At 71.7% G+C, this 26,301-nt stretch carries 18 protein-coding genes and 1 pseudogene; 12 read left to right on the forward strand and 7 right to left on the reverse strand.

Translation table 11 applies throughout. The features are described 5' to 3' along the window. Nucleotides 1-58 precede the first annotated feature (58 nt). From AB0D59_RS25405 to AB0D59_RS25415, 3 genes are all read right to left on the reverse strand, one after another. A complete protein-coding gene (locus tag AB0D59_RS25405; RefSeq protein WP_362569496.1) occupies nucleotides 59-1,606 on the reverse strand; it encodes an alpha/beta hydrolase in 1,548 nt (515 codons plus the stop codon). Nucleotides 1,607-1,799: 193 nt separating this feature from the next. Further along, nucleotides 1,800-3,344 (reverse strand): alpha/beta hydrolase, encoded by a 1,545-nt coding sequence (locus tag AB0D59_RS25410; RefSeq protein WP_362569499.1) that lies wholly within the window; start codon nucleotides 3,342-3,344, stop codon nucleotides 1,800-1,802. Between the two features lie 117 nt (nucleotides 3,345-3,461). Continuing rightward, nucleotides 3,462-6,245, reverse strand: a complete 2,784-nt coding sequence (locus AB0D59_RS25415; protein ID WP_362569502.1) for a lysylphosphatidylglycerol synthase domain-containing protein — start codon at nucleotides 6,243-6,245, stop codon at nucleotides 3,462-3,464. Nucleotides 6,246-6,406: 161 nt separating this feature from the next. Between AB0D59_RS25415 and AB0D59_RS25420 the strand changes: the two genes are divergently transcribed. The 6 genes and pseudogenes from AB0D59_RS25420 to AB0D59_RS25445 form a co-directional block, all read left to right on the forward strand. Beyond that, nucleotides 6,407-6,793, forward strand: a complete 387-nt coding sequence (locus AB0D59_RS25420; protein WP_362569505.1) for an MGMT family protein — start codon at nucleotides 6,407-6,409, stop codon at nucleotides 6,791-6,793. 266 nt (nucleotides 6,794-7,059) lie between these two features. Further along, on the forward strand, nucleotides 7,060-10,401 hold the full coding sequence (locus AB0D59_RS25425; RefSeq protein WP_362569507.1) for an ATP-dependent DNA helicase: 3,342 nt from the start codon (nucleotides 7,060-7,062) through the stop codon (nucleotides 10,399-10,401). Nucleotides 10,402-10,452: 51 nt separating this feature from the next. Next, the gene (locus AB0D59_RS25430; protein ID WP_362569510.1) at nucleotides 10,453-14,115 is read left to right on the forward strand and encodes a UvrD-helicase domain-containing protein; all 3,663 of its coding nucleotides are present in this window, start codon (nucleotides 10,453-10,455) and stop codon (nucleotides 14,113-14,115) included. Nucleotides 14,116-14,125: 10 nt separating this feature from the next. Next, nucleotides 14,126-15,529 carry a dipeptidase gene (locus AB0D59_RS25435; protein WP_362569513.1) on the forward strand — a complete coding sequence of 468 codons (1,404 nt, stop codon included), beginning with the start codon at nucleotides 14,126-14,128 and terminating at the stop codon, nucleotides 15,527-15,529. Nucleotides 15,530-15,684: 155 nt separating this feature from the next. After that, nucleotides 15,685-16,629 (forward strand): NAD(+) diphosphatase, encoded by a 945-nt coding sequence (gene nudC / locus AB0D59_RS25440; RefSeq protein ID WP_362569516.1) that lies wholly within the window; start codon nucleotides 15,685-15,687, stop codon nucleotides 16,627-16,629. Nucleotides 16,630-16,645: 16 nt separating this feature from the next. After that, nucleotides 16,646-16,957, forward strand: a pseudogene (locus AB0D59_RS25445) (class I SAM-dependent methyltransferase); the annotation flags it as partial. Nucleotides 16,958-17,330: 373 nt separating this feature from the next. Here AB0D59_RS25445 and AB0D59_RS25450 read toward each other — a convergent pair. Continuing rightward, complete coding sequence (locus AB0D59_RS25450) at nucleotides 17,331-18,041, reverse strand: hypothetical protein (RefSeq protein WP_362569519.1); 711 nt, start codon at nucleotides 18,039-18,041, stop codon at nucleotides 17,331-17,333. A gap of 310 nt (nucleotides 18,042-18,351) precedes the next feature. On the opposite strand from AB0D59_RS25450, the gene AB0D59_RS25455 reads away from it, so the two are divergent. Then, complete coding sequence (locus AB0D59_RS25455; RefSeq protein ID WP_362569522.1) at nucleotides 18,352-19,182, forward strand: transglutaminase-like domain-containing protein; 831 nt, start codon at nucleotides 18,352-18,354, stop codon at nucleotides 19,180-19,182. A gap of 122 nt (nucleotides 19,183-19,304) precedes the next feature. Here AB0D59_RS25455 and AB0D59_RS25460 read toward each other — a convergent pair whose 3' ends face one another. After that, entirely contained in the window at nucleotides 19,305-19,562 is a 258-nt protein-coding gene (locus tag AB0D59_RS25460) for a mycoredoxin (protein ID WP_362569525.1), read from the reverse strand. Between the two features lie 178 nt (nucleotides 19,563-19,740). Between AB0D59_RS25460 and AB0D59_RS25465 the strand changes: the two genes are divergently transcribed. From AB0D59_RS25465 to AB0D59_RS25485, 5 genes are all read left to right on the forward strand, one after another. Next, entirely contained in the window at nucleotides 19,741-21,936 is a 2,196-nt protein-coding gene (locus AB0D59_RS25465) for an ATP-dependent DNA helicase UvrD2 (RefSeq protein WP_362569528.1), read from the forward strand. A gap of 163 nt (nucleotides 21,937-22,099) precedes the next feature. Further along, complete coding sequence (locus AB0D59_RS25470) at nucleotides 22,100-22,417, forward strand: hypothetical protein (protein WP_351745475.1); 318 nt, start codon at nucleotides 22,100-22,102, stop codon at nucleotides 22,415-22,417. Nucleotides 22,418-22,591: 174 nt separating this feature from the next. Continuing rightward, nucleotides 22,592-22,960: a WhiB family transcriptional regulator gene (locus AB0D59_RS25475; protein WP_010984500.1), complete on the forward strand. Its 369-nt coding sequence runs from the start codon at nucleotides 22,592-22,594 to the stop codon at nucleotides 22,958-22,960. After that, a complete protein-coding gene (locus tag AB0D59_RS25480) occupies nucleotides 22,957-23,283 on the forward strand; it encodes a hypothetical protein (RefSeq protein ID WP_362569532.1) in 327 nt (108 codons plus the stop codon). The genes AB0D59_RS25475 and AB0D59_RS25480 overlap by 4 nt, the downstream gene beginning before the upstream one ends. Before the next feature lie 136 nt (nucleotides 23,284-23,419). Next, nucleotides 23,420-23,632 (forward strand): hypothetical protein, encoded by a 213-nt coding sequence (locus AB0D59_RS25485; protein WP_362569535.1) that lies wholly within the window; start codon nucleotides 23,420-23,422, stop codon nucleotides 23,630-23,632. Nucleotides 23,633-23,648: 16 nt separating this feature from the next. Here AB0D59_RS25485 and AB0D59_RS25490 read toward each other — a convergent pair whose 3' ends face one another. Next, nucleotides 23,649-25,046, reverse strand: a complete 1,398-nt coding sequence (locus AB0D59_RS25490; RefSeq protein ID WP_362569538.1) for an AarF/ABC1/UbiB kinase family protein — start codon at nucleotides 25,044-25,046, stop codon at nucleotides 23,649-23,651. Continuing rightward, complete coding sequence (locus AB0D59_RS25495; protein ID WP_362569541.1) at nucleotides 25,039-26,244, reverse strand: TOMM precursor leader peptide-binding protein; 1,206 nt, start codon at nucleotides 26,242-26,244, stop codon at nucleotides 25,039-25,041. Before AB0D59_RS25495 ends, AB0D59_RS25490 begins: the two co-directional genes overlap by 8 nt. Between the last annotated feature and the right edge of the window lie 57 nt (nucleotides 26,245-26,301).

The raw sequence follows: 26,301 nt of genomic DNA on the forward strand, positions 1-26,301 counted from the left end.
AGTCTCCGCGACGGGCGGGGGCTTCGGGTGCTGAAGGCGCCGGGAGCCCCCGCCTTCGTCATGAGCAGACCTTGCCGTCCTTCGGGACCGTGCCGTCCAGCAGATAGCCGTTCACCGTCGAGTCCACGCAGTCGCTCCCGCGGCCGTACGCGCTGTGGCCCTCGCCCTTCCAGGTCAGCTCCACGCCGACACCCTTGCCCAGCTCGTCGGCCATCCTCCGGGCGCCCTCGTACGGGGTCGCCGGGTCGCCCGTGTTGCCCACCAGCAGGATCGGGGCCGCGCCCGGGGCGCTCACCTCCGGGGTGTCGTACTCCCCGGCCACCGGCCAGTCGTGGCACCAGCCGGCCGTGTCCCAGCCCAGGAAGTCGCCGAAGACGGGCGAGATCTTCTCGAACTCGGGCAGCAGCCTCTTCGTCTGGGCGAGCGTGGGCCGCTGCTTGTCGTCCAGGCACGATATGACCCGCTGGGAGTGGGTGGTCGTGCCGTAGTGCCCCGAGGTGTCACGTTCGTTGTACTGGTCCGCGAGCGACAGCAGCTCCGAGCCGTCGCCGTCCTCGGCCGCCTGGAGCGCGCTGGTCAGCGTCGGCCAGCTGTCCTGGCTGTACAGCGGCAGGACGATGCCGGTGACCGCGAGGGTCTGGGTCAGCTTCCGCCCGGAGGAGGTCGCGAGCGGCTCGGTGTCGAGCTTCTCCAGCAGGTCCACGATCTTCTGCGAACCCTGCTCCGGGTCCTGTCCGGTGGACTTGAGGTAGTCGTCCAGCGCCCGCTGGAAGCCCTGGGCCTGGTTCTTCGCGTGCCCGACCGAGTCCGCGGCCGGGTCGACCACCGCGTCCAGGATCAGCCGCCCCACCTTCTTCGGGAACAAGTGGGCGTAGACGCCGCCGAGTTCGGTGCCGTACGAGATGCCGAAGTAGTGCATCTTCGTATCACCGAGCACCTGGCGCATCAGGTCCATGTCCCGGGCCGTGTCGGTCGTCGAGACATGCGCGATCAGCTCGCCAGCCGCCGTCTGGCAGCCCTTGCCGAAAGCGGCGGCGTCCTGGAAGTACGCAGTCTCCTCCGCCGCCGTGTCCGGGGTGGCGTCGATCGACTCGGCGGACCGCATGTCCTTGTCGCTGCGGCAGCGGATCCCCTCACTGGCGCCCACCCCGCGCGGATCCCAGCTCACCAGGTCGTACCGCTCGCGCAGGGTGGAGACGGTGGTGGCGTAGTACGGCATCATCGAGACGCCCGAGCCGCCCGGGCCGCCGAAGTTGAACAACAACGAGCCGATCCGTTTGCCCGAACCCCCGCTCGCCTGCGCCCGGATCAGCGCCAGCCCTATGGTCTTCCCGTCCGGCTTCGCCCAGTCCAGCGGCGCCTTGAGTGTCGCGCACCGCCACTCGTCACCAGGCGCGGCGGAGTCCGAAGTGGCTTTGCAGCGGCCCCAGCCGAGCTTCTGGGAGGCGAGGGAGGAGGGCAGGGCGGCAGAGGCGGCGGAAGAGGGCGACGGCTGTTCGGACCGTGTCTTCCCTTCGTCCCCGCCCCCGCCGGACGCCCCACCGCCGCACCCGGCCACGAGCAACCCGGCGGCAACAGCGGCCGCCCACCGTACAGAACGCAACATGTGCGCACACCCCCCTCACAGGCTCTCCGCAGGTTCGTCGCGGAAAGCGGTCAGGTCATAGTAGGCGGATTGAGCGAAGGCCGTTCCAGCCTGTGGATAACCTTTTGACCTGCGATTTCGTAGCCCTCCGGGGGTGCGGGGGTGTGCTCGGCATACGGCTCCGCCGCGTCCGCGCGATCATCCACCCCCGCGCTCACGAACAGACCGTGCCGGCCTTCGGCACCTTCCCCTCCAGCAAGTAGCCGTTCACGGTCGACTGCACGCACTTGTTCTTGCTGTCGTAGGCCCCGTGCCCCTGCCCCTGGTACGTCAGCTCCACCCCGACGCCCTTCCCCAGCGACTCCACCATCTTCTTCGCGCCCTCGTACGGCGTGGCCGGGTCGCCCGTGTTGCCCACGACCAGGATCGGCGCCGCCCCGGGCGCGCTGACGTCGGGATGGTCGGCGGCGCCCGGCACCGCCCAGCTCGTGCAACTGACCATGCCCCAGGCGAGGTAGTCGCCGAACAGCGGGGAGGCGGCACGGAATTCGGGCAGTTTTTGCTGGACGTAGCCGGCGCTGTACCGGGGCCTTTCGTCGGCGCAGTTGATGGCGATGTTCGCCGCTGTGATGTTGCTGTACTCGCCGTTCTGGCTGCGGCCGTTCATCGAGTCGGACAGCAGCATCAGGATCTTCCCGTCGCCGTCGTACGCCTCTTCGAGCCCCGCGGTGAGGTACTCCCAGAAGTCCTTGGAGTACAGGGACTGGGCGATGCCGTTGGTGGCGGCGGTCTGGGTCAGCTGGCGGGGGAGGATGCCCGGGATCGGCTTCTTGTCGAGGTCCGCGAGGAGCTTGGCGATACGGTCCTTCACGTCCTGCGGGGTGTCGCCGATCGGGCACTCGGTCTTCTTGGACGTGCAGTCCTCGGCGAAGTTGTCGAGCGCGAGCTGGAAGCCCTTGGCCTGTCCCAGCGAGCTCTGCTCGGGGTTCTGGCTGGGGTCGATGACGCCGTCGAGGACGGCCCGGCCGACGTTCTTCGGGAACAAGTGGGCGTAGACGCCGCCGAGTTCGGTGCCGTAGGAGATGCCGAAGTAATGCAGCTGCTGGTCGCCGAGGACCTGGCGCATGAGGTCCATGTCGCGGGCCGCGTCGGTGGTGCGTACATGCGGCAGGATCGACTTGGAGTTCTTCTCGCAGGCGGCGTTGAACTGCTTGGTGCGGTTGATCAGCTGGGTGCGCTCGGCGCTGGTCTCGGGCGTCGCGTCCTGCTGGAAGTAGTTGTCGAGCTGTTCGTCGTTCTCGCACTCGACGGGATCGCTGCGGCCGACGCCGCGCGGGTCGAAGCTGACGAGGTCGTAGCGGGTGCGCAGGCCCGCGTAGTCCTCGGCGAACGCGGGGAGCGTGGTGACGCCACTGCCGCCGGGCCCGCCGAAGTTGAAGATCAGGGAGCCGATCCGTTTGCTCGCGTCGCCGCTGGTCGTGGCCCGGATCAGCGCCAGGCCGATGGTGGCGCCCTTCGGCTTCGACCAGTCCAGCGGTGCCTTCATGGTGGCGCACTGCCAGGCGCCGCCACCGGGCAGCGGCGAGGGGGTGTCGCCGCCGCCCTCGGCCTTTTCGGGGGCCGGGCAGGCCTTCCAGTCCAGCTTCTGTGCCGCCAGATCCCCGCCCTTGGCGGCGCCGTCGCTGCACCCGGCCAGCAGGCAGGACAGCGCCAGGGCGGCGGTCAGGGCGGCGACACGGATCCGGAAGGGGTTCGGCATGCTCCCATCCTGGGGTCGCGCGCGGCCACGCGCGCGGGGCGCGAGCCGTACGAGGTACGGCCGTAGCGCGTCCCGTACGAGCCGGAGCGCCTCGCGCCCTCGGCTCCGTCGCCGTGTCTAGAGCGCTCCCTTGCGGGAGAGATGGTTGAAGGCCAGCCAGCCGGGCAGGACCGGCAGCCACAGGGTCAGCAGCCGGTACAGCAGGACGGCGGGGGCCGCGACCTCCTTGGGGAGGCCGACGGCGATCAGGCCGACGGTCAGGGTCGCCTCGACCGCGCCGACACCGCCCGGGGTCGGCGCCGCGGAGCCGAGCGCGTTTCCGGCGAGGAAGACGACGGCGACGCTGGCGATGCTGAGCGAGGTCGACTCGTCGCCGAACGCGCGGATGGAGGCGTCCAGACACATCACGAAGCAGGCGGTGAGCAGCAGCATGCCGCCGATGCCGGTGACGAGCTTCTGCGGCCGCTGCAGCACGTCCAGCATGCGCGGCACGACGCCCGCGAAAAGCGACCGCACGCGCGTGGAGACGAATTTCCGCAGGAGCGGCACCGAGGTCACGACGAGGACCAGTACGGCGACGGTCAGCAGGCCCGCGATGACGGTGCGGGACGGCGACAGCGACGGGGTCTTCTCGGTGCCGGTCAGATAGCCGAAGGAGAGCAGCATCAGGATGTGACAGCCGAGCCCGAACAGCTGCGAGGCGCCGACGCTCGCCACCGCGAGGCCCGGGCGCACACCGGCGCGCTGCAGGAAGCGTGTATTGAGGGCGACACCGCCGACCGCCGCGGGCGCCACGATCTTCACGAACGACCCGGCGACCTGCGCCGCCACGGTCCGCACGAACGGCACCCGCTCGGGCACGAAGCCGAGCAGCGCCATCGCGGCGGCGACATAGCTGACCGCCGAGAACAGCACCGCGGCGATCACCCAACCCCACTGGGCGTTCGCGACCAGGGGGCCGAACTCGATGTGGGTGAGCTGGGTCAGCAGGTAGTACGCACCGATGGCGCCGGCGAGGAGGCTGATCAGGGTGCGCGGCCGCACCCGCTCCAGGCGGGCCGGCTCGACGGGCGCCTGCGGCCTGATCTTCAGCACCTGGTGCCTGATCTGGGTGAGCAGGTCCTCTTCGCGGGCCTCTTCCAGCGCGTCGTCCAGGGCCCGTTTCTCGGCCCGCTGCTCGGCGCGCACCGTCTTCTTGTCGGGCTTCTCGGCCTCCTCCGCGCGGTCCTGCTTGGCCTGCCGGGACGCCTCCAGGACCGCGTCCCGTTCGCGCTGGGCGCGCTCTCTGGCAAGTCTTCGCAGCGTCGCGCGCGTGGAGCGGGTGAGCGCGATCGGCTGGAGCATCGGCAGGCAGTCGGCGACGGCGTCGGGCCCGAGGACGCCGACCGCCGAGGCCACCGCCCGCTCGGCGCCGACCCGCAGACCGAGCGTGGTGACCAGCTGGGCGACGTCCATGCGCAGCAGCAGCTCGCCGGCCGCGATCTCGCCGCCGCGCAGGTCCGTGAGGATCACCGTGCCGGAACGATCCACCAGGATGGCGTCACCCGCGAGCCTGCGGTGCGCGATCCGGCGCGACTGCAACGCCTGCACCTGGTGCCAGGTGTTGCGCAGCAGTTCGTCGGTGATCTCCTCGTCGGCCAGCGAGTCGAGGGTGCGGCCGCCGGTGTGCTCGTAGACGAGCATCACCGCGTCCGGGCCCAGCTCGGAGGTGGCGATCAGCTTGGGCGCGTTGGCACCGGCCGCGATCGCCGCGTACGCCAGCAGCGCCTCCTGCTCCAGGGCCTGGCGCAGCGACTGGAGGCTGGAGCGGGTGGCGAAGCCGCGCAGAGTCAGGTTGCGCCACGCGCGGTAGAAGAAGCCCTGGGCCTGCTGTTCCCGGTCGACGACCGTGACGTCCAGTGGCGGGCCGTCCTCCAGGGTGACGAAGTAGCGCCGGCCCCGATCGCCGTTCTCGCTGTCCAGGGCCTCCTCGCGGGCCGCGCCCACCGGGTGGAAGCCCACGTGCCGCAGGCCCGCCAGCAGGGTCCGGCCGGTGGGGCGGACGTTGGGGGAGCCGACCGCGTAGAGCGTGCCGTAGGCGACGGTCCAGCCGATCAGCACCGTGAGGATGATCGAGAACGGTGTCGTGTAGCCGGTGACGAGCATGGAGAACGCGTCGAGCATCAGCACGATCCACAGGACCGCACGCCATCTCGGCCGCCGGGACATGCCGACGGCCGTCATGTAGGCGATGACGGGCGCGAGGTAGCCGTGCACCGGGTCGGTGAGGGCGTGGATGTCACCGGGGGAGGGCTGGGTGAGCGCCTCCTGGATGGAGCCGGGGGCGGCCCGGGCGACCCACAGGTCGGTGGCAAGGGTCACTCCGTGGGCGAGGACCGCCGCGAGCACGCCGTCGGCGATGCGCAGCCCGTCCCGCTTGATGAGCCGCTCGATCGCGAAGGCGACCGGCACCAGCAGGATCGCGATGCTGGAGGCCAGCCCCGCGATCTTGATCAGCAGGTCGGGGGCCTGCCCGGTGCCCTTGTTGATGTCTTGTTCGAGCCCGGAGGTGGTGCCGTGCGCGAACGCGGCGATGCCGAGCAGCAGGGCGATGGCGAGCACGCCGACCAGGAGGCGCATGAGGTCGGAGGGGCGGTGCACGCGCGCGGGGAGCAGCGGTTCGTCGCCCTCCACCTCGTCCGTGTGGGTCTCGTCCGGCACGTGTTCCGCCTCGGAGGCGTCGGGGTCGGCAGCGGGGGCCGGGTGTCCGGCGTCCGGGTCCACGACGTTCGCACGCGCGGATTCCGCAGGTGCGGTGCCGGATTCCGCCGTGTCCGGGCGTGCGGCGGCGTCAGAGGTGCCCGCCGCTCCGTCGGGGTGCACGCCCTGCTGCTCGGTCGTCTCTTCTTGATCTCGTATCACCAGTCACCGCCCGCACGATGGTGGCATGCCCCACCGACACACGAGGGCATCAGGGTGCAGATGCGGGGGCGCACAGTCTGCCCCAAGCGCCGCCCGAGGGCGAGGCGGAGACCTGACGCGCACCGCGCGGGTTGTCGGTGGGGTGCGGCAGGATGGGGCGAATGAGCGAGCAGAGCCTTCCCGAGGACACCCGAGAGGGGTACGCGGACGAGCTGCCCGAGTACGCCGAGCGGGTCCTGGAGGTCGCCGAGCGGATCCCGCCCGGGCACGTGATGACGTACGGCGACGTCGCGGAGTGGCTGGAGGAGGGAGGGCCGCGCCAGGTGGGGCGGGTGATGTCCCTGTACGGGGGCTCCGTCCCGTGGTGGCGTGTGGTGCGCGCCGACGGGGTGCTGCTGCCTGGGCACGAGCTGAGCGCTCTGGACCGTTATCGCGCCGAGGGCACTCCGCTGAAGGAGGCGAGCAGGGCCGCGGAGGGTCATCTGCCGCGGCTCGACATGAAGCGGGCGCGGTGGGACGGCGGCACGGACGCGGGGGCTCACACCTGACAGCTTCCGCCATCCGAGGTCCTCGGGGGGAGCCTGTGGCCCGTTCGAGGGACACCGGGGACGTCCGTGGCATGACGTACGTTCGTGGGATGTGGGGTGCGCGTGCCGCGAGTGCCGCCCGAGACGGATGGGAAGAAGCGGAAGCTCTGCTTCCGTCCGGTTCGTCGGCGTAGCGTCGGCTGCGCGTGTCCCGCTCACCCCACGGCCACCGCACTGCCCGCGCGACCGCGAGCCAACCAGCACACCCACCAGGACCGGCGAACCACGTGAGCTCCTCTTCCTCCACCAAGCGCCTGTCGCACCTCCAGGTGCGACAGGGGACCCGTGGCGCTTACCGACTGGTACGTACCCCGCCGGCCGATACGGATCCCCCTCGTCTGGACGCCGCGCAGCGCGCCGTGGTTGACCACGGGGCCGGCCCGCTGCTCGTCCTCGCAGGTCCCGGCACCGGCAAGACCACCACCCTCGTGGAGTCGGTGGCCGCGCGGATCGCCCGCGGCGGGGACCCCGAGCGGATCCTGGTACTGACGTTCAGCCGCAAGGCCGCCGTCGAGCTGCGCGACCGCATGGCCCTGCGTGTCGGCGCGGCCCGCGCGCCCCGGGCGACCACCTTCCACTCGTACTGCTACGCCCTGGTCCGCGCCCACCAGGACAGCGGGCTGTTCGTCGACCCGCTGCGGCTGCTGTCCGGCCCCGAGCAGGACGTCACCGTCCGCGAGCTGCTGGCCGGCCAGGCCGAGCTGGAGCGGCTCGGGCTCGACCCGGTGCGCTGGCCGGACGAACTGCGCGCCTGCCTGACCACCCGGGGTTTCGCCGACGAGGTCCGCGCCGTTCTCGCCCGCAGCCGCGAACTGGGCCTGGACCCGGCCGCCCTGGACGCCTTCGCCCGCCGTATCGGCCGCCCCGACTGGCGGGCCGCGGCCGCCTTCCTCGCCGAGTATCTCGACGTCCTCGACCTCCAGGGCGTCCTCGACTACGCCGAACTCGTGCACCGCGCGGTACTGCTCACCCAGCGCCCCGAGGTCGCCCTGGACCTGGCCGGCCGCTACGACGCCGTGTACGTCGACGAGTACCAGGACACCGACCCGGCCCAGGTGCGGCTGCTGCACGCCCTGGCCGGCGGCGGCCGCACGCTGGTCGCCTTCGGCGATCCCGACCAGTCGATCTACACCTTCCGGGGCGCCGACGTGAACGGCATCCTGGACTTCCCGTCCGCCTTCACACGCGTGGACGGCCGTCCCGCCCCGGTCGAGGTGCTGCGTACCTCCCGTCGCTCCGGCGCCGGCCTGCTGGCCGCGACCCGCCTGCTGACCCAGCGGATGCCGCTGACCAGGCTGCCCACCGACAAGGTGCGCGCCCACCGCGAACTGGCCGCCGCGCGCGACAGCGGCGGTGTCGAGGTCTACACGTACCCGACGCCCGGCACCGAGCTGGACAACATCGCCGACATCCTGCGACGCGCGCACCTCGAGGACGGCGTGCGCTGGAGCGACATGGCCGTCCTGGTGCGCGCCGGGTCCAGCACCATCCCGACGGTCCGCCGCGCCCTCACCGCGGCCGGCGTACCCCTGGACATCGACGGCGACGACGTTCCGCTGCGCCACGAACCGGCGGTGGCACCCCTGCTGACGGCGCTCCGGGCGGTGGCCGAGGCGGAAGCGGCCCACCCCGGTGCGGGCGCGAGCACAGAAGAGGCAGGCCCCGCCGAGGACGAGGGCACCGTGGCAGCCCCCTGCTGGCTCGGTACCGAGACCGCGCTCACCCTGCTCACCTCGCCCCTGGCCGGCATGGACGCAGCCGACCTGCGCCGCCTCGGCCGCGCCCTGCGCGACGAGGAGCGGGCGGCCGGCAACGCCCTGCCGCCGCCCTCGGACGACCTGCTCGCGCGGGCCCTCGCCGAACCCGAGCGCCTGGCCGTCCACGACCCCGGGTACGCGCGCGGGGCGCAGCGGCTCGGCGCGCTGCTCAGGAAGGCCCGGGAGCGCCTGGCGGGCGGCGGTACGGCCGAGGAGGCGCTGTGGGACCTGTGGAGCGGCACGCCCTGGCCCTCGCGCCTGGAGCGCGCCGCCCGGCGCGGCGGCGCGGCCGGCCGAAACGCCGACCGTGACCTGGACGCCGTGTGCGCGCTGTTCGCCACCGCCGCCCGCGCGGAGGAGCGCAGCGGCGGCCGGGGCGCGCTGAACTTCCTGGCCGAGATCGAGGCCGAGGACATCGCCGCCGACACCCTCTCCGGACGCGCGGTACGCCCCGACGCCGTCCGCCTGCTGACCGCGCACCGCTCCAAGGGCCTGGAGTGGCGGCTGGTCGTCGTCGCCGGCGTCCAGGAGGGCCTGTGGCCCGACCTGCGCCGCCGCGGCTCGCTGCTGGAGGCCGACCGGATCGGCCGCGACGGTCTGGCCGAACCGCTCACCCCGGGCGCACTCCTCGCCGAGGAGCGACGCCTCTTCTACGTCGCCGCCACGCGCGCGCGTGAACGCCTCGTCGTCACCGCCGTGAAGGCCCCCGCGGACGACGGCGACCAGCCCTCCCGGTTCCTCACCGAACTGGGCGCCGAACCCCAGGACGTCACCGGACGGCCCCGCCGCCCGCTCTCCGTGGCGGCCCTGGTCGCCGAGCTGCGCGCGACCACGGTCGACCCGCGCGCGTCCGACACGCTGCGGGAGGCCGCCGCCCGGCGGCTGGCCCGGCTGGCCGCGCTCGCCGACGAGGACGGCCGCCCCCTGGTGCCCTCCGCCCACCCCTACCGCTGGTGGGGCATGTTCGAGCCGACCGAGAGCAAGGTGCCGCTGCGCGACCGCGACCAGCCCGTCGTGCTCTCCGGCAGCGCCCTCGACCAGCTCGCCAACACCTGCAGCCTGCAGTGGTTCCTTGGCCGCGAGGTCAAGGCCGACGCGCCCGCCACCACCGCCCAGGGCTTCGGCAACGTCGTGCACGTCCTGGCCGACGAGGTCGCCTCCGGACGCACCCCGGCCGACCTCGCGGTCCTCATGGAGCGCCTGGAGTCGGTGTGGAACGCGCTCGCCTTCGACGCCCCCTGGAAGTCGGCCCAGGAGAAGGACAACGCGCGCGTGGCGCTCGAACGCTTCCTGAAGTGGCACGTCCTGGACCGCACCGCACGCACCCCCGTGGCCAGCGAGCAGGACTTCGACGTCAGCCTCGAAGCGGGCGACTACGAGGTACGCATCCGCGGTCAGATGGACCGCGTGGAGACGGACGGCGAGGGCCGCGCCTACGTCGTCGACTTCAAGACCGGCAAACAGGCGCCCAGCGCGGCCGAGGTGGCCCGGCATCCGCAGCTCGCCGTCTACCAGCTCGCGGTCCGCGAGGGCGCCGTGGACGACGCCTTCGACGGCATACGCCCGGAGGCCGGCGGCGCCGAACTGGTCCACCTCCGGCAGGGCGCCGCCCAGCGTGACGGCGGCGAGACCCTGCCCAAGGTGCAGGCCCAGGAACCGCTGGAGGGGGAGTGGGTCGGCGACCTGCTGGCCACCGCCGCCGGCAAGGTCCTCGACGAACGGTTCACGCCGACCACCGGCCAGCACTGCACGCACTGCGCCTTCCGGGCGTCGTGCAGCGCGCGGCCCGAGGGGCGCCACGTGGTCGAGTGACGTACGACGCCCGTCCCACGGTTGTCAGTGGTCACCGTTAGCCTCGACGGCATGCCCGCCCGTATCACCGACCCCGAGCAGCTCAAAGAGCTCCTCGGCATCCCGTTCACCCCGGAGCAGACGGCCTGCATCATCGCGCCGCCCGCCCCGCAGGTGATCGTGGCCGGAGCCGGGTCGGGCAAGACGACGGTGATGGCCGCCCGCGTGGTCTGGCTGGTCGGCACCGGACAGGTGGCCCCGGAACAGGTCCTCGGCCTCACCTTCACCAACAAGGCGGCCGGAGAGCTCGCCGAGCGCGTCCGCAAGGCGCTCGTCAAGGCGGGCGTCACCCCCGAGGCCATCGACCCGGACAACCCGCCCGGCGAGCCGGCCATCTCGACGTACCACGCCTTCGCGGGCCGTCTGCTGACCGACCACGGCCTGCGCATCGGCCTGGAGCCGTCCTCCCGGCTGCTCGCCGACGCCACCCGCTTCCAGCTCGCCGCGCGGGTACTGCGCGAGGCCCCCGGCCCCTATCCGGCCCTCACCCGCTCCTTCGCCGACCTGGTCGGCGACCTGCTCACCCTCGACTCCGAGCTCGCCGAACACCTCGTACGCCCCGAGGACCTGCGGGCCTGGGACGCCGGACTGCTGAACACCCTCGCGGCCGTCAAGCTCGGCAACGCCGACCTGCGCAAGGTCCCCGAGACGGCCGCCGCCCGCCGCGAACTGGCCGAACTCGTCGTCCGTTACCGGACCGCCAAGCGCGAGCGGGACCTGCTCGACTTCGGAGACCAGATCGCGCTGTCCGCCGCGCTGGCCGGCATCCCCGAGGTGGGCCGGCTGCTGCGCGACGAGTTCCGTGTCGTACTCCTCGACGAGTACCAGGACACCTCGGTGGCTCAGCGGGTGCTCCTCGCGGGCCTGTTCGGCGGCGGCACCGGCCACCCCGTGACCGCCGTCGGCGATCCCTGCCAGGCCATCTACGGCTGGCGCGGCGCCTCCGTCGCCAACCTGGACGACTTCCCCGAGCACTTCGCGCACGCAGACGGAAGCCCCGCCACCCGCCAGGCGCTCAGCGAGAACCGCCGTAGCGGCGGCCGCCTCCTCGACCTCGCCAACGGCCTCGCCGAACCGCTGCGCGCCATGCACGCGGGCGTGGCGGCCCTGCGCCCTGCGCCCGGCGCGGAACTCGACGGCACGGTCCGCTGCGCCCTGCTGCGCACCCACGCCGAGGAGATGGACTGGATCGCCGGCTCCGTCGCCCACCTCGTCCGCACCGGCACGGCGCCCGGCGAGATCGCGGTCCTGTGCCGTACGGCGACCGACTTCGCGGAGATCCAGGGCGCCCTGGTCGCGCGGGACGTCCCCGTCGAGGTGGTCGGCCTCTCCGGGCTGCTGCACCTGCCCGAGGTGGCCGACCTCGTCGCCGTCTGCGAGGTTCTCCAGGACCCGGGCGCCAACGCCTCCCTGGTCCGGCTGCTGACCGGCCCGCGCTGGCGCATCGGCCCCCGCGACCTGGCCCTCCTCGGCCGCCGCGCCCGGCTGCTGGTGTCCCACGCGCGCGTGGGCGACGCCGACGATCCGGACCGCAGGCTCGCCGAGGCCGTCGAGGGGGTCGACCCCGCCGAGGTGATATCCCTCGCGGACGCCCTGGACACGTTCCTGGAGCTGCCGTTCGACGGTGACCAGCAGGACGACGGCCTGCCGTTCTCGCCGGACGCGCGCGTGCGCTTCGCCCGCCTCGCCACCGAAGTGCGCGAGCTGCGCCGCTCCCTGTCCGACCCGCTGATGGACGTCCTGCACCGCGTCCTCGCGGTCACCGGCCTGGAGGTGGAACTGTCCGCGTCCCCGCACGCGCTGGCCGCCCGCCGCCGCGAGACGCTCTCCAACTTCCTCGACGTCGCCGCCTCCTTCGCGGCCGGCGACCAGGAGGCGACCCTGCTCGCCTTCCTCGGCTTCCTGCGCACCGCCGCCCAGTACGAGAAGGGCCTCGACAACGCCCTGCCCGGCGGTGAGAACACCGTCAAGGTGCTGACCGCGCACAGGTCCAAGGGCCTGGAATGGGATGTCGTCGTCGTCCCCGGCCTGGTCAAGGGCACCTTCCCGAGCAGCCAGGGGCGTGAGAAGTGGACCGCCCAGGCCAAGGTGCTCCCGCACGCCCTGCGCGGCGACACCGACACCCTGCCCGACGTCGAGGCCTGGGACTCGCGGGGCATGAAGGCCTTCCACGAGGCCATGAAGGACCACCAGCACACCGAGGAGCTCCGCCTCGGCTACGTCACCTTCACCCGGCCCCGCTCCCTGCTCCTCGGCTCCGGCCACTGGTGGGGCCCCAGCCAGAAGAAACCGCGCGGCCCCTCCGACTTCCTGCAGGCCCTGTACGACCACTGCGCCACCGGACACGGCGAGATCGAGGCCTGGTCCGACCAACCGGAGGACGACGAGGAGAACCCGGCCCTGCACACGTCGAGCGTCGACCAGGTGTGGCCGCTACCCCTCGACGAGACCTCCCTGGCCCGCCGCCGCGCGGCCGCCGAGACCGTCCTTGCCCACCTGGACGCGCTCACGACAGGGGAGGACGGCCACCTCGCGGCCGGTCACGACCCCGCCGCCCACGAGGACCCGGAGTGGCCCCCGCCGCCCGACGACGAGGAGGCCGACCCCTACGCGGACGACGTCCCCGAGAAGGACTACGCCGACTGGGAATCCTGGAGCGCCGACCGCCCCACGGTCCCGCACCAGGCCACGCCCGCCGAGCGCACGCCCCCGCGCACGCCGGAGCACGAAAGCGCCCCGGAACCGGAACACACACGTGCCCCGGGACCGGAAAGCACACGTGCCCCGGGACCAGAACGCACACGCGCCCCGGAACCCGATCACGCACGCGTGACGGGGTCCGAGCAGGCACGCGTCCCGGACCCCGGCCACGCGCGCGTGCCGGAGCCCGAGCGCACACGCGCCCCGGAGCGCACGCCCCTCACCCCCGAGGAGGCCCGCGCCATCGCCTCCTGGGACCGCGACCTCGACGCCCTCACCGGCGAGCTGCTGCGCGCCCGCCGGAGCATCACCGACGTGCCCCTGCCAGCCGCGCTCTCGGCGACCCAGCTGATGCGGCTCGCCGAGGACCCGGACGGGCTCGCGCAGGAACTCGCGCGCCCCATGCCGCGCCCGCCACAACCGGCCGCACGCCGGGGCACCCGATTCCACGCCTGGGTTGAGGCGCGCTACGAAGAGCTCACCCTGCCCATGCTGGAGCCCGACGAGCTGCCCGGGAGCGACGCCGAGATCGCTGACGAACGCGACCTCGAAGCCCTCAAGGAGGCCTTCGAACGCACCGAGTACGCCCACCGCACGCCCTATCGCGTGGAGGCCCCCTTCCAGCTCGCTCTCGCCGGCCGGGTCGTACGGGGCCGGATCGACGCCGTCTACCGGACCGGGCACGGCGACGAGGCGACGTACGAGATCGTCGACTGGAAGACCAGCCGTACCCGGGCCGCCGACCCGCTCCAGCTCGCGATCTACCGGATCGGCTGGGCCGAGCAGCAGGGCGTGCCTCCCGAGTCGGTCACGGCCGCGTTCGTGCACGTCCGCACCGGTGAGGTCGAGCGACCGGAGGGGCTGCCCGACCGGGCCGCCCTGGAAAGGCTGATCGTCGGACAAGCCGTCGGGCAAGCCGTCGGGCAAGCCGAGTGTGACGAACCGCCCGCCGAGGATGTCGGTGCGGGCCGATAGGCTCGTGACCATGAGCCAGACCCCGGACAGCGCTGTCCGTACGTACATCGAGCAGCACCGTGCCGCCTTCCTCGACGACCTCGCCGAGTGGCTGCGCATCCCGTCCGTGTCGGCCCAGCCCGAACACGCCGCCGATGTCCGCCGCAGCGCCGACTGGCTCGCCGCCGCACTCAAGGAGACCGGCTTCCCGACCGCCGAGGTCTGGGAGACACCGGGCGCCCCGGCCGTCTTCGCCGAATGGCCCGCGGGCGACCCCGAGGCACCCACGATCCTCGTCTACGGCCACCACGACGTACAGCCCGCCGCCCGTGCGGACGGCTGGGACAGCGACCCCTTCGAGCCCGTGGTCCGGGAGAACCGCCTCTACGCGCGCGGGGCGGCCGACGACAAGGGCCAGGTGTTCTTCCACACACTCGGCGTCCGAGCCCACCTCGCCGCCACCGGCCGCACCGCACCCGCCGTCAACCTGAAGCTGCTGATCGAGGGCGAGGAGGAGTCCGGCTCCCCGCACTTCCGGGCCCTCGTCGAGGAACGCGCGGACCGGCTCGCCGCGGACACCGTGATCGTCTCCGACACCGGCATGTGGTCCGAGGACACCCCCACGGTCTGCACCGGCATGCGCGGCCTCGTCGAGTGCGGGATCGTCCTGCACGGCCCCGACCAGGACATCCACTCCGGAGCCTTCGGCGGCGCCGTCCCCAACCCGGCCACCGCCGCGGCCCGCCTGGTCACCGCCCTGCACGACGAGCACACGCGCGTGGCGATCCCCGGCTTCTACGACGGCATCGTCGAGCTCAGCGACCGTGAGCGGGAGCTGTGGGCCGAGCTGCCCTTCGACGAGGAGGGCTGGCTGCGCGAAGCGCACTCGTACGCCACCGAGGGCGAGGCCGGGCACACCACCCTGGAGCGCATCTGGGCCCGCCCCACCGCCGAGGTCAACGGCATCGGCGGCGGCTACCAGGGCGCCGGCAGCAAGACGATCATCCCGTCCTCGGCCATGGTCAAGCTGTCGTTCCGGCTGGTCGCCGGTCAGGAGCCCGACCACATCGAGAAGGCCGTCCGCGCCTGGGCAACCGAGCGGATCCCCGCCGGTATCCGCGCCGAGATCACCTTCCTGCCGGCCACCCGCCCGTGCCTGACCCCGCTCGATCATCCAGGCCTCCAGTCGCTGGCCCGCGCCATGGGCCGCGCCTTCGAGGGACCGGTCCGATTCACCCGTTCGGGTGGCTCAGGGCCCGCCGCGGAACTCCAGGACGTCCTCGGCGCACCCGTCCTCTTCCTGGGTATCTCCGTCCCCTCCGACGGCTGGCACGCCCCGAACGAGAAGGTCGAGCTGGACCTTCTCCTCAAGGGCGTCGAGACCAGCGCCTACCTGTGGGGTGACCTGGCCGACAACTGGCGCCATGCCCCCTGACCCGTCCGCGCCGTCCGGAGCGACATCGCGCGCGGGGCACACTGGAAGGGCCGCCCCGCCCGTCCTGTCCCCGCCCGACCCGGTCTCCTCCCACCCTTCGTCCCGCTGAACCGCCCGCTGAAACATCCGTTGCACTGGGGGAGTTGGAAGCACCCGTGACCACCTGGACCGACCACACCGCCGACCGACCCATCTCGCTGACCGCCCCGAGCGGCATCGACCGCGCCGCCCACCACCGGCTCGACGAGGCCTGGCTCGCGGCGGCGTGGAGCCACCCCGACACCCGCTGCTTCGTGGTCTCCGGCGGCCAGGTCCTCATCGACGAGACGCCCGAAGGCCGTACCGAACTCGTCATGACCCCGTCCTTCGAGGCCCCCCTCACCGAAGCGCACCGCTACTTCCTGGGCACCGACGAGGACGGCGTCAGCTATTTCGCGCTCCAGAAGGACGCCCTGCCCGGCCGTATCGACCAGTCCGCGCGCCCGGCCGGCCTGCGCGAGGCGGGGCTGCTGCTGTCGCCGCGCGACGCGGGCCTCATGGTGCACGCGGTCGGCCTGGAGAACTGGCAGCGCACCCACCGATTCTGCTCCCGCTGCGGCGAGCGCACGGTGATCGCCGCTTCCGGCCACATCCGCCGCTGCCCCGCCTGCGGCGCCGAGCACTACCCGCGCACCGACCCCGCCGTGATCATGGCCGTCACCGACGAGGACGACCGCATCCTGCTCGGCCGCCAGGTCCACTGGCCCGAGGGCCGCTTCTCCACGCTGGCCGGCTTCGTCGAGCCCGGCGAGTCCATCGAGCAGGCGGTGCGCCGGGAGGTCTTCGAGGAGGCCGGGGTCACCGTCGGCCCCGTCGAGTACGTCGCCAGCCAGCCCTGGCCGTTCCCGTCGAGCCTCATGCTCGGCTTCATGGCCCGCGCGACCTCGACCGAGATCAACGTCGACGGCGACGAGATCCACGAGGCCCGCTGGTTCTCCCGCGACGAACTGGGCGCCGCCTTCGACTCCGGTGACGTCCTGCCGCCGTACGGGATCTCCATCGCGGCCCGCCTCATCGAGATGTGGTACGGCAAGCCGCTGCCGACGAGGAGCTTCGTCTGAGACGGCGACTCGGCTGATGACCGGCACCCACGACACCTACTGGAACCACAACGTCCACTACCACCCGGTGGTGCTGGACGCCGTGCCGCCCGGCTGCCGTTCCGCCCTGGACGTCGGCTGCGGTGACGGCCTGCTGGCCGCCAGGCTCGCGGCCAGGGCGGAGTCGGTGACCGGCGTGGACCGGTCGGCGGAGATGATCCGGCTGGCGCACAAACGGGACGCGGGAACCGTCACCTTCCTGGAGGGCGACTATCTCGACGGCGCGCTCCTCGAAGAGGGGAGCTACGACTTCGTCAGCGCGGTCGCCGTCCTCCACCACGCCCCCTTCGACGACGCGATCGCCCGCTTGGTGGGGCTGCTCGCCCCCGGCGGCCGGCTGGTCATCGTCGGCATGGCCTACAACCGCACTCGCCTGGATTGGGTGATCAGCGGTTGCGGGGTCCCCGCGGCGCGGTTGACCGCGCGCAGGAACGGCGGCATGCAGGGTCTGTCCGGCATGCCCGTCGAGGACCCGATCATGAACTCCGGCGGGCCACCGCACACCTGCTCCCCGGACGCCGTTACCGGCGCCGGCTGCTGTGGCGCTACACGCTGGTGTGGGACAAGCCGGGCGACATACGCGAAGGCGGCCCCTGAACCGCATCGGGGACCGCCTTGTGCGAAGAACGCGAAGAACGCGCTGGCGCGAACGCGAAGGAAGACTACGCGCATGCGTCCAGTACCGCGCCGTGCCCGGCCCGCCGGGCCACTACCTCGACCTGGGCGAAGAGACGACGCTGTGCGGACACGTCGCCCATCCCTGAGATGCGGTTCGCAGTGTCGAGCAGCATGCCGTTGTCCCAGCCGGGCAGTGGGAATCGGGCGAGCTCCCATTCCAGGTACTTGTTGTAGGGGCGGGGACGACGGTCGAGAGTGAAGAGCAACTCCAGGAGAAACCGGATGCTGTCGGCGGCGTCGAGGCGGGCCGCGAGCGTATGCCCGTCGCGGTCGTTCTTGACCGAGCGGTAGAGGGAGTTGGCGTAGGCATCGAGCCACTCGCCTGCCTCCCGGAAGGCTTCATCGGCGTCGAGCCGTGCCTTGCTGGCCAGGATCTGGGCGATACCTCCGTCGAGCCGGTCGAGCACAATCCGGGCGCGGGCGAGGGCGTATCGCTCAAAGCCAGGCATTCCGGCGGTGCGGAACTCGTCGAGGGAGAGGACGACAAGGTCGAGTTCTGGGGTGCGATGCCCCGTAAACCGGGTGAGGGCCGTCGTAGCGCCATCGGCGAGGACGACGTACAGGTCGTGGTCGGAGTGCTCGGTGGTCATGCCCTCGTGGGCCCGGGAACCTTTGAGGACGAGGCCGACGACAGCTGGATCGGCGGCGGCGAGTTCGGCAAACGCGTCGTAGGTGAGGGGCCGCTGAGCAGTCATTGCGTGATCTCCGGTGTTGTGATGACGGGTATGCCAACCGGGCGGCCCCAAACTCATCGGGGTCGCCCGCACCGTCTGCGGTGGCGCTTGGCCGCCGCCCGGAAGATCAACGCACGGGCGGACTCCACCTCCGGCCAGCCGAGTTGTCGGTGATCACGTAGCCCTGCACGGGCTTTCCAGAACGGGAAAGCCATCTGATGCGTGCCTTCGACGTGGCTGGCCCCGCGGGCTCCTGCCCTCGGCCGTAGTTGACCGTGTGTCTGGGCCACTCGGTCTCGCAGTGGCACGCCTCCCCATACCATTCGCGACCATGGCCACTCGCTCGCTCGATTACTCCCAGACCGGCCCCCTCACCAATCTGGAACCCGCGCAGGTGAGACTCGCCGAGAAGTTACCGGAGGACCCCGTTCGTATCTGCGCAGCCGTGCAGCAGCTGGTCATCCAGCCGGGCGACGCCTCGGCATTGGGAGTCCCGGAACATCGGTTCGCGGAGAAGAACCTAAGGCCGGTCAACAAGCTGATCGCGGCACTGACCGCGCTCAATCCGGCCCCGCTGCACCAATCCCGAGCGCCTGAAGAGAGGATCGTCGGTACCTGCCGAGACTTCGTCATCCTGGCCTGTGCCCTGCTACGTCTGCGCGGGATCGCGGCCAGGGCTCGATGCGGGTTCGGCATGTGCTTCCTGGAGGGGCGTGGCGCCGACCACTGGATCACCGAGTACTGGCAGGCCGACGAGCGGCGATGGGTGCGCGTCGATACCGAGCACCTTGACCACGGGTTCGTACCGCGTCCCGAGGACCTCGCCGAGGATGAGTTCCTTACAGGCGGCGAGGCTTGGACGCAGTACCGCAAGGGCTTGATCGACCCCCGGATGTTCGGGGTGCCCGGGACCGACCACGCTTGGGGGCCGGCCGAGATCAGTGGCAACGCCGTCCGTGATCTGGCCGCGCTCTGCAAGTACGAAATGCTGCCGTGGGACGAGTGGGGCCGCATGACCGCCGCGTACGACGGCACGGCAGGATCCGGCTACGACCGTCTCATCGACGAAGTGGCTGCTGTCTGCTCTGCGGACGATCCGTCGGCACTGACCAGTCTGTACGCCCACGAGGACCTGACAGTACCCGCTCGTCTGCTCAGCTGACGCCGTCGCCGTCGCCCCCGTCGCCCTGCGAGGGTTCCCGGCTGGTGCGGTGCCCGGGTTGCCTGGGTACGCAGCGGCCCCCGATCAGTCACCCGAGTGGTCGGGGGCACGCGTCGCGAGAATCAGACGCCGAGCGCCTGCTTCACCTGGGCAAGGCTCGGGTTCGTCATCACGACCTCAGCACCACCGTTGGAGGAAACCACCTGAACGGTCGGGACCGTCTGGTTTCCGCCGTTCGCCTTCTCCACGAACGCGGCCGACTCCGGGTCCTGCTCGATGTTGATCTCGGTGTACGCGATGCCCTCGCGGTCCATCTGGCTCTTCAGCCGGCGGCAGTAGCCGCACCACGTAGTGCTGTACATCGTCACAGTGCCCTGCATCTCGCTCGCGCTCCTTCGGCAGGTCGGGGAAGGTCATCCAGGAGAGGAACGTACGCGGCCCGCCCGCCATTCCCCACAGCACCGGCCCCGGGTGACACCTGCCGCATTAGTACGACTGCAAGGGGCTGCCTGTGGACAACCGGCACAGCAGTCTCTGGCGACCTGGCAGCATGGCCGTGTGACAGCAGCAACGCACTCCTCCCTCTTCCCGCAGGTACCGGACTCTGCCGACGCGGTGCTCGAAGGGCTCGACCCCGAGCAGCGCGAGGTGGCGACCGCCCTGCACGGTCCGGTGTGCGTGCTGGCAGGAGCCGGTACCGGCAAGACCCGGGCGATCACCCACCGGATCGCCTACGGGGTCCGGGCCGGCATTCTCCAGCCGTCCAGCGTGCTCGCCGTCACCTTCACCAACCGTGCCGCCGGGGAGATGCGCGGCCGGCTGCGCCAGCTCGGCGCCCAGGGGGTGCAGGCCCGCACCTTCCACTCGGCCGCGCTGCGCCAGCTCCAGTTCTTCTGGCCGAAAGCGATCGGCGGCTCGCTGCCCCGGCTCGTCGACCGCAAGGTCCAGTTGGTCGCCGACGCCGCCGCCGCCTGCCGTATCCGCCTCGACCGGGGTGAGCTGCGGGACGTCACCGCCGAGATCGAGTGGTCCAAGGTCACCCAGACCGTTCCCGCCGACTATGCGCCCGCCGCCTTGAAGGCCGGCCGCGAGGCCCCCCGCGACCCGGCCGAGATCGCCCAGATCTACTCCGTCTACGAGGACCTCAAGCGGGACCGCGCGGTCATCGACTTCGAGGATGTCCTGCTGCTCACCGTCGCGGTCCTGCAGGACCGGCAGGACATCGCCGAGCAGGTCCGCGCCCAGTACCAGCACTTCGTCGTCGACGAATACCAGGACGTCAGCCCCCTCCAGCAGCGCCTGCTGGAACTGTGGCTCGGCGACCGCGACAGCCTGTGCGTGGTCGGCGACGCGAGCCAGACCATCTACTCGTTCACAGGAGCAACCCCCGACCATTTGCTCGACTTCCGCACCCGCCACCCCGGGGCCACCGTCGTCAAACTGGTCCGCGACTACCGCTCCACACCCCAGGTCGTCCACCTCGCCAACGGCCTGCTGGCCCAGGCCCACGGCCGCGCCGCCGACCACCGCCTGGAACTGATCTCCCAGCGCCCCGCGGGGCCCGAGCCCGTCTACAACGAGTACGCCGACGAGCCCGCCGAGGCCGAGGGCGCCGCCCGCCGTATCCGCGAGCTGGTCGACGCCGGGGTCCCGGCCGCCGAGATCGCCATTCTGTTCCGCACCAACTCCCAGTCCGAGGCCTATGAGCAGGCCCTCGCCGACGCCGGGGTGCCCTACCAGCTGCGCGGTGCCGAGCGGTTCTTCGACCGGCCCGAGGTGCGCAAGGCGGGCGTCGCCCTGCGCGCCGCGGCCCGCTTCGGCGGCAATGACGCGCTGCTCGACGACACCGTGGACCTGCCCTCCCAGGTGCGCGCGGTCCTCTCCGGAGAGGGCTGGACCACCGAGCCCCCGGCGGGGTCCGGCGCGGTCCGGGAGCGCTGGGAGTCACTGGCCGCCCTGGTCAACCTGGCGCACGACGTCACCGCCGGCCGGCCCGCCGCCACCCTCGCCGACTTCGTCGCGGAACTCGACGAGCGTGCGAGTGCCCAGCACGCCCCGACCGTCCAGGGCGTCACCCTCGCCTCCCTGCACTCGGCGAAGGGCCTGGAGTGGGACGTCGTCTTCCTGGTCGGTGTCGCCGAGGGCATGATGCCGATCACCTATGCGAAGTCCGACGAGCAGATCGAGGAAGAACGCCGTCTCCTCTATGTCGGTGTGACCCGCGCCAGAGAGCGGCTCCATGTCTCCTGGTCTCTCTCCCGCACCCCCGGTGGCCGCCCGAACCGCAGGCCCAGCCGCTTCCTGGACGGCCTGCGCCCCGGTTCCACCAGCACCGTCGGCCGTGGCTCCGGTACCGGCACCGCAGGCGTCGAACGAGGCTTCACCGGGGGTCCCGTGGCCGCGCCCCGGCGCACCCAGCGCGCCCCCGCCCGCTGCCGGGTCTGCGGGCGCACCCTCACCGACGCCGGCGAGATGAAACTGATGCGCTGCGACAACTGCCCCTCCGACATGGACGAGGGGCTCTACGAGCGGCTGCGGGAGTGGCGCGCGGACCAGGCCCGGCTCAGCGGCCAGCCAGCCTTCTGCGTCTTCACCGACAGGACGCTGATGGCCATCGCCGAGAGCGCGCCCGACGACGATCGCGAGCTGGCCCGCATCCCCGGCGTCGGCATGCGCAAGCTCAACCGTTATGGCGCCGATGTTCTGGCCATCTGCGCAGGTCGGCAGCCCGGGGGAGCCGTTGAGGAGGACTGATGCCAACTCGTCGAAAAAATAGTTTGCGCATGCCCCGGCAATCCCCATAGGTTCTAGGCACGGAAGCGGCGGCCTTCTCGAAGGCCCGGTTCCGTGTTGTACTTGCATATCCGAGCGGACTGGCTCATCCCAGTCCCCTAGACGCCGAGAGGAGGCGAGTCCAGTGATCAGCATCAAGACCAACATCAGCGCGGCCAAAATGACCGATCTCTCGGCCGTCTCCGTGTGCATGCTCGGCGTCTCGAACCTGGGCACCGGTCTGTCCGGCATTCCTGCCGTTCGTCCGGCGTCCTCCGTTTCTCTCGCGGGCCTCCCCGTCCGTGAGCGCAATGAGCGACCGACCGAGGCACTGGAAGCAGTAGCGGCACAGGCAAAGGCCTATGCCTTTACGGCAGCTGGTGCCGGAAGCCGGAAGCAGACGACGCAGCACCACCTGATGTGGGCCTTCCGTGGGCCAGAACCCTGGAGTGATCCAGCCTGATCGATCAGGCCGGCGCCTTCAGGGCCGCGGAACCCCATCCGGGATCCGCGGCCCTTCTGTTTGTCCCCATCACAGGGACAGACGGGCGAAGGGGCCTCGGGACAAGAGCAGAACCCGGTACCAGCCGCCAACCGGTCCAACCCGACCGGCACGACCAGACGAGGAAGAACAACCGTGCAACTCGAAGCGCACGCCCCGTCCGTACCGCCTTCCGAAACGATCCCCCCGCCCGGCCTCACGGAGGACTCCACCTTGATCCCGCTCACCGCGCTCACCGCGCTCGACGACGCCATCGAGAACCTCGGCGTGCCCGTCCCCTGCCGTTCCTACGACCCGGAGGTCTTCTTCGCCGAGTCGCCGGCGGACGTCGAGTACGCCAAGTCCCTCTGCCGCACCTGCCCGCTGATCGAGGCCTGCCTCGCCGGTGCCAAGGAGCGGCGTGAGCCCTGGGGCGTCTGGGGTGGCGAGCTGTTCGTCCAGGGTGTCGTCGTCGCCCGCAAGCGGCCGCGTGGCCGCCCGCGCAAGAACCCGGTCACGGCATGAACATCCACGGAACGATCGACCGCCCCCTCACGCACGACCCCAAGAAGCAGGCCCCGATGAAGCCGTCCACCAGCGAGCCCACCGGCTCCGCGATCCCAGACTTCACCACCGCCGGTACGACCACCGGCTCGCGTCAGAACAGGACCCGCGAGATGCAACTCATCCCAGAAGCCCTGGCTCGTGCGCATATGCACGAGCGACTGCAAGAGGCCGACCGGGAACGCCAGGCCGTGCGCCTGGCGACCGCCCGCCGGATGCAGCGCCGGGCCGAGCGCGCCTCGATGCGCGCCCGCCGTGCGCTCGCCATGGCCGTCATGCAGTGACCTCGAACACCTGAAGCGGTGGCCTCCCGGCTGAGGGAGGCGAAAGCTTCACGCGGGGGCCGGTCCGGCCGAACGGACCGGCCCCCGCGGTGCGTTGTGCCCGCGGATCCGCGGGCCGCGGCGTTATCGTCGCCGGGTGACGAGTCTTCCCGGAGGCAGTGATCACGGTGGCTCCACCCCGGAGCCCCAACCTCCTGTGTGCGCCCGCTGCGGAACCCCGGCCGACGGTCCCCGGCCCACCACCTGGACCTGCTCCGTGGAGAACGGCGTCCGCCAGTTCTTCTGCGACACCTGCTCCAGGGAGAACCTCAGAGCGATCGAGGGCAGGCTCGACCCGTCCTGGTGGTGATCACCCTGCTGCGTCCCTACTGCGCCTCTACGACCGCTTCCGCCTCCTCGGCTTCCTCGGCCTCAACGGCTTCTTCGGCTTCTTCGAGTACGAACCCGGGCAGCCACGCCTCCAGTTCCTCCCGCAGCCGCACCGTCGCGCCCAGCTGGCAGAGCACGCCGATGGTGCTCAGGGTCACCCGGTGTATCAGCAGGTAGGCCGGTGGCAGGTTGAGCTGTTTGCCCAGCTGGTGGGCGGGGTTGCGGGGGTCGGCGATACGGGCCGCCTGGCTGCGCATCCAGTTGCGGGTGAAGGTGAACTCGTCGACCTCCGCCGGTTCGATGATCGGCAGCAGATAGTCCAGGACGGCGTCGGGGTCCAGTTCTATGGAGTCCTTGACGAACCCCTCGGCGCACAGCAGCTCGTAGACCGCCTCGGCGTCTCCGTCCAGTGTCATCCGCAGGGAGTCGCCGATCGGGGTGGGCAGGCCGCCCGCGAGGCGGTCGACCGTGCCGAAGTCCAGCACGCCCAGAAGCCACTCCTCCTCGTCCTCCGGCCCACCGGGCAGCAGACGGAAGTTGCCCGGATGCGGGTCGGCATGCAGCAGGCCGGTGCGGGCCGGCCCCGAGAACAGGAACCGGGCCAGGAGCTGACCGGCCCGGTCACGCTGCTCCTGCGTACCCTCCGAGATGATCTCGGAGAGCGGTATTCCGTCGATCCATTCGGTGACCAGGACCTGCTCGCACTGGTGCACCACCGCGGGGACCACCACATCGGGGTCGTCGGCGAACTCCTGCGCGTGCGTCTCCTGGGCCTGTGCCTCCAGGGCGTAGTCCAGTTCCTCGGAGACCCGGTCGCGCAACTCCGCGATCAGGGGCTTGATGTCCATGCCCGGGATAAGCGGACCCAACAGACGGGCGAAACGGCTCAGTTGCCCGAGATCGGACAGCAGGGCCTCGCCGGCCCCCGGATACTGCACCTTGACCGCGACCGCACGGCCGTCGTGCCACACCGCCCGGTGCACCTGGCCGATCGAGGCCGCGGCCGCGGGTTTCTCCTCGAACTCCAGGAACAGCTCCCGCCAGTCCTCGCCGAGGCGCTCGGCGAGGACCGCGTGCATGGTGCGGGTCGGCATCGGCGGTGCGGCGTCCTGGAGTCTGGTGAGGGCCGCCCGGTAGGGGCCGGCGATCTCCTCGGGGAGGGCGGACTCGAAGACGGACATGGCCTGTCCGAATTTCATGGCCCCGCCTTTCAGCTCCCCCAGAACTTTGAAGAGTTGCTCCGCCGTGCGCTGTTGCAGCTCGCGGCTGACGATCTCCGCGGACTCACCCACGATGCGCTTGCCCAGACCCCAGGTCGCCCGGCCGGCGAAGCCGAGCGGGAGCGCGGCGAGTTTGGCGGTCCGGGTGACCGCCTTCCGGGGAAGATCAGACATGCGCCCTCCAAGTCCCATTCGGCCGCGCGACATCCGTGCGCTCTCGTCGCTCCGCCGACCGCCGTTGCACCACCATTGTCTCGTGCGCAGCCCCGTCGGTTGAGGGGTGTTCCCCCTTAGCTTTCTCCGCAGCTCCGCACGGGCATGCGGGGTGCGGCCGGACCGGCCGCGCATGCCAGTGCAGATCCGGCACGGACGCCTCCCAGCGCACTCCCGTGCCGGACGGCGACTCCCCGTCGAGGAAGGCCAGGGCATGCGCGGCGGCCAGCCCGGCCACGGCCGTCGCCAGCGTCAGATCGCAGGCTCCCACCCGGCGGGCCTGGCCGGACCGCCACTGGGCGATCAAGCGCGGCCAGGCCGGATCCCGGTCCGAGCGGTGCTCGTGCAGACAGCGGGCGCAGCCGGTACCGCCGGGCAGGACGAGCGGACCGACGACGCCCGTGCCCTCCACGACGCCCGTGTAGAGGTGTGGTGTCCCGGAGGCCATGAGCGGCTCGGCGGCGCGCGCGTCCGGGGCGTGCACCAGAACGTCGTCACGCGGGGCGATGATCACCAGGGAGAGGCCGGGTTCCTCCGTGGCCGGGTCCGGGCGGCGCGGCGGGCGGTCCGGGGCGGCCCGGCGGACGACTCTGCGGGCGGCCTCGTCCCGCCGCTCGCCGACCGCCTCCGCGGGCAGCCCGCCCGGCGCCACATCCCACGGCTGGACGCGACCCACGTCACGCACGTCGACCTCGCCGACACCCGCGCCCGACAGCAGCGCGGCCAGCGTGACACCGACCCGGCCCGCGCCCCGGACCTGCATCCGCAGAGCATGTCGGGCCGCCAGCCGGCCGATCGCGCCGCCCGGCTCCGGAGTGATCAGGGACAGCGACGCGAGATCGGGACCGAGCCGGTCCAGGACCTCCTGCTTCGTGCGCAGCGCCTCCGCGGCCGGCCCGCCGCCGCGCGCGTCGTCGACGAGCCCGGCCCGGGACAGCTGCTCGACCAGCGCGTCGACATGTCCGTCCGGCAGGTCCATGCGCCGCCCCTCCGCACGCAGCAGCGCGAGCCCCCGGGTGCCGTTGAGCAGGTCCAGAAAGCTGCCGGTCGCCGTGTCCATCGGCCCGAGTGTCATCGCGTGCACCGGGGTCATCCCGAACTGCACGGTGTTGAGATCACGCCAGCCGCGCCGGAGCGCGGGTTTCACCAACGGATGCATGACAGTCCCCCGTAGCTGTCGAAAGGTCATGGAAGATCCCCGTCTGCCGGTCGAGCC

The organism is Streptomyces sp. NPDC048417 (assembly GCF_040651615.1).
Taxonomy (GTDB): domain Bacteria; phylum Actinomycetota; class Actinomycetes; order Streptomycetales; family Streptomycetaceae; genus Streptomyces.

Bases quoted from the DNA above. Each gene is read 5' to 3' on its own strand.
- AB0D59_RS25405 (WP_362569496.1), bottom strand. From the start codon at position 1,606: ATGTTGCGTTCTGTACGGTGGGCGGCCGCTGTTGCCGCCGGGTTGCTC.
- AB0D59_RS25410 (WP_362569499.1), bottom strand. From the start codon at position 3,344: ATGCCGAACCCCTTCCGGATCCGTGTCGCCGCCCTGACCGCCGCCCTG.
- AB0D59_RS25420 (WP_362569505.1), top strand. From the start codon at position 6,407: ATGAGCGAGCAGAGCCTTCCCGAGGACACCCGAGAGGGGTACGCGGAC.
- AB0D59_RS25430 (WP_362569510.1), top strand. From the start codon at position 10,453: ATGCCCGCCCGTATCACCGACCCCGAGCAGCTCAAAGAGCTCCTCGGC.
- AB0D59_RS25435 (WP_362569513.1), top strand. From the start codon at position 14,126: ATGAGCCAGACCCCGGACAGCGCTGTCCGTACGTACATCGAGCAGCAC.
- AB0D59_RS25450 (WP_362569519.1), bottom strand. From the start codon at position 18,041: ATGACTGCTCAGCGGCCCCTCACCTACGACGCGTTTGCCGAACTCGCC.
- AB0D59_RS25455 (WP_362569522.1), top strand. From the start codon at position 18,352: ATGGCCACTCGCTCGCTCGATTACTCCCAGACCGGCCCCCTCACCAAT.
- AB0D59_RS25460 (WP_362569525.1), bottom strand. From the start codon at position 19,562: ATGCAGGGCACTGTGACGATGTACAGCACTACGTGGTGCGGCTACTGC.
- AB0D59_RS25480 (WP_362569532.1), top strand. From the start codon at position 22,957: ATGAACATCCACGGAACGATCGACCGCCCCCTCACGCACGACCCCAAG.
- AB0D59_RS25490 (WP_362569538.1), bottom strand. From the start codon at position 25,046: ATGTCTGATCTTCCCCGGAAGGCGGTCACCCGGACCGCCAAACTCGCC.
- AB0D59_RS25495 (WP_362569541.1), bottom strand. From the start codon at position 26,244: ATGCATCCGTTGGTGAAACCCGCGCTCCGGCGCGGCTGGCGTGATCTC.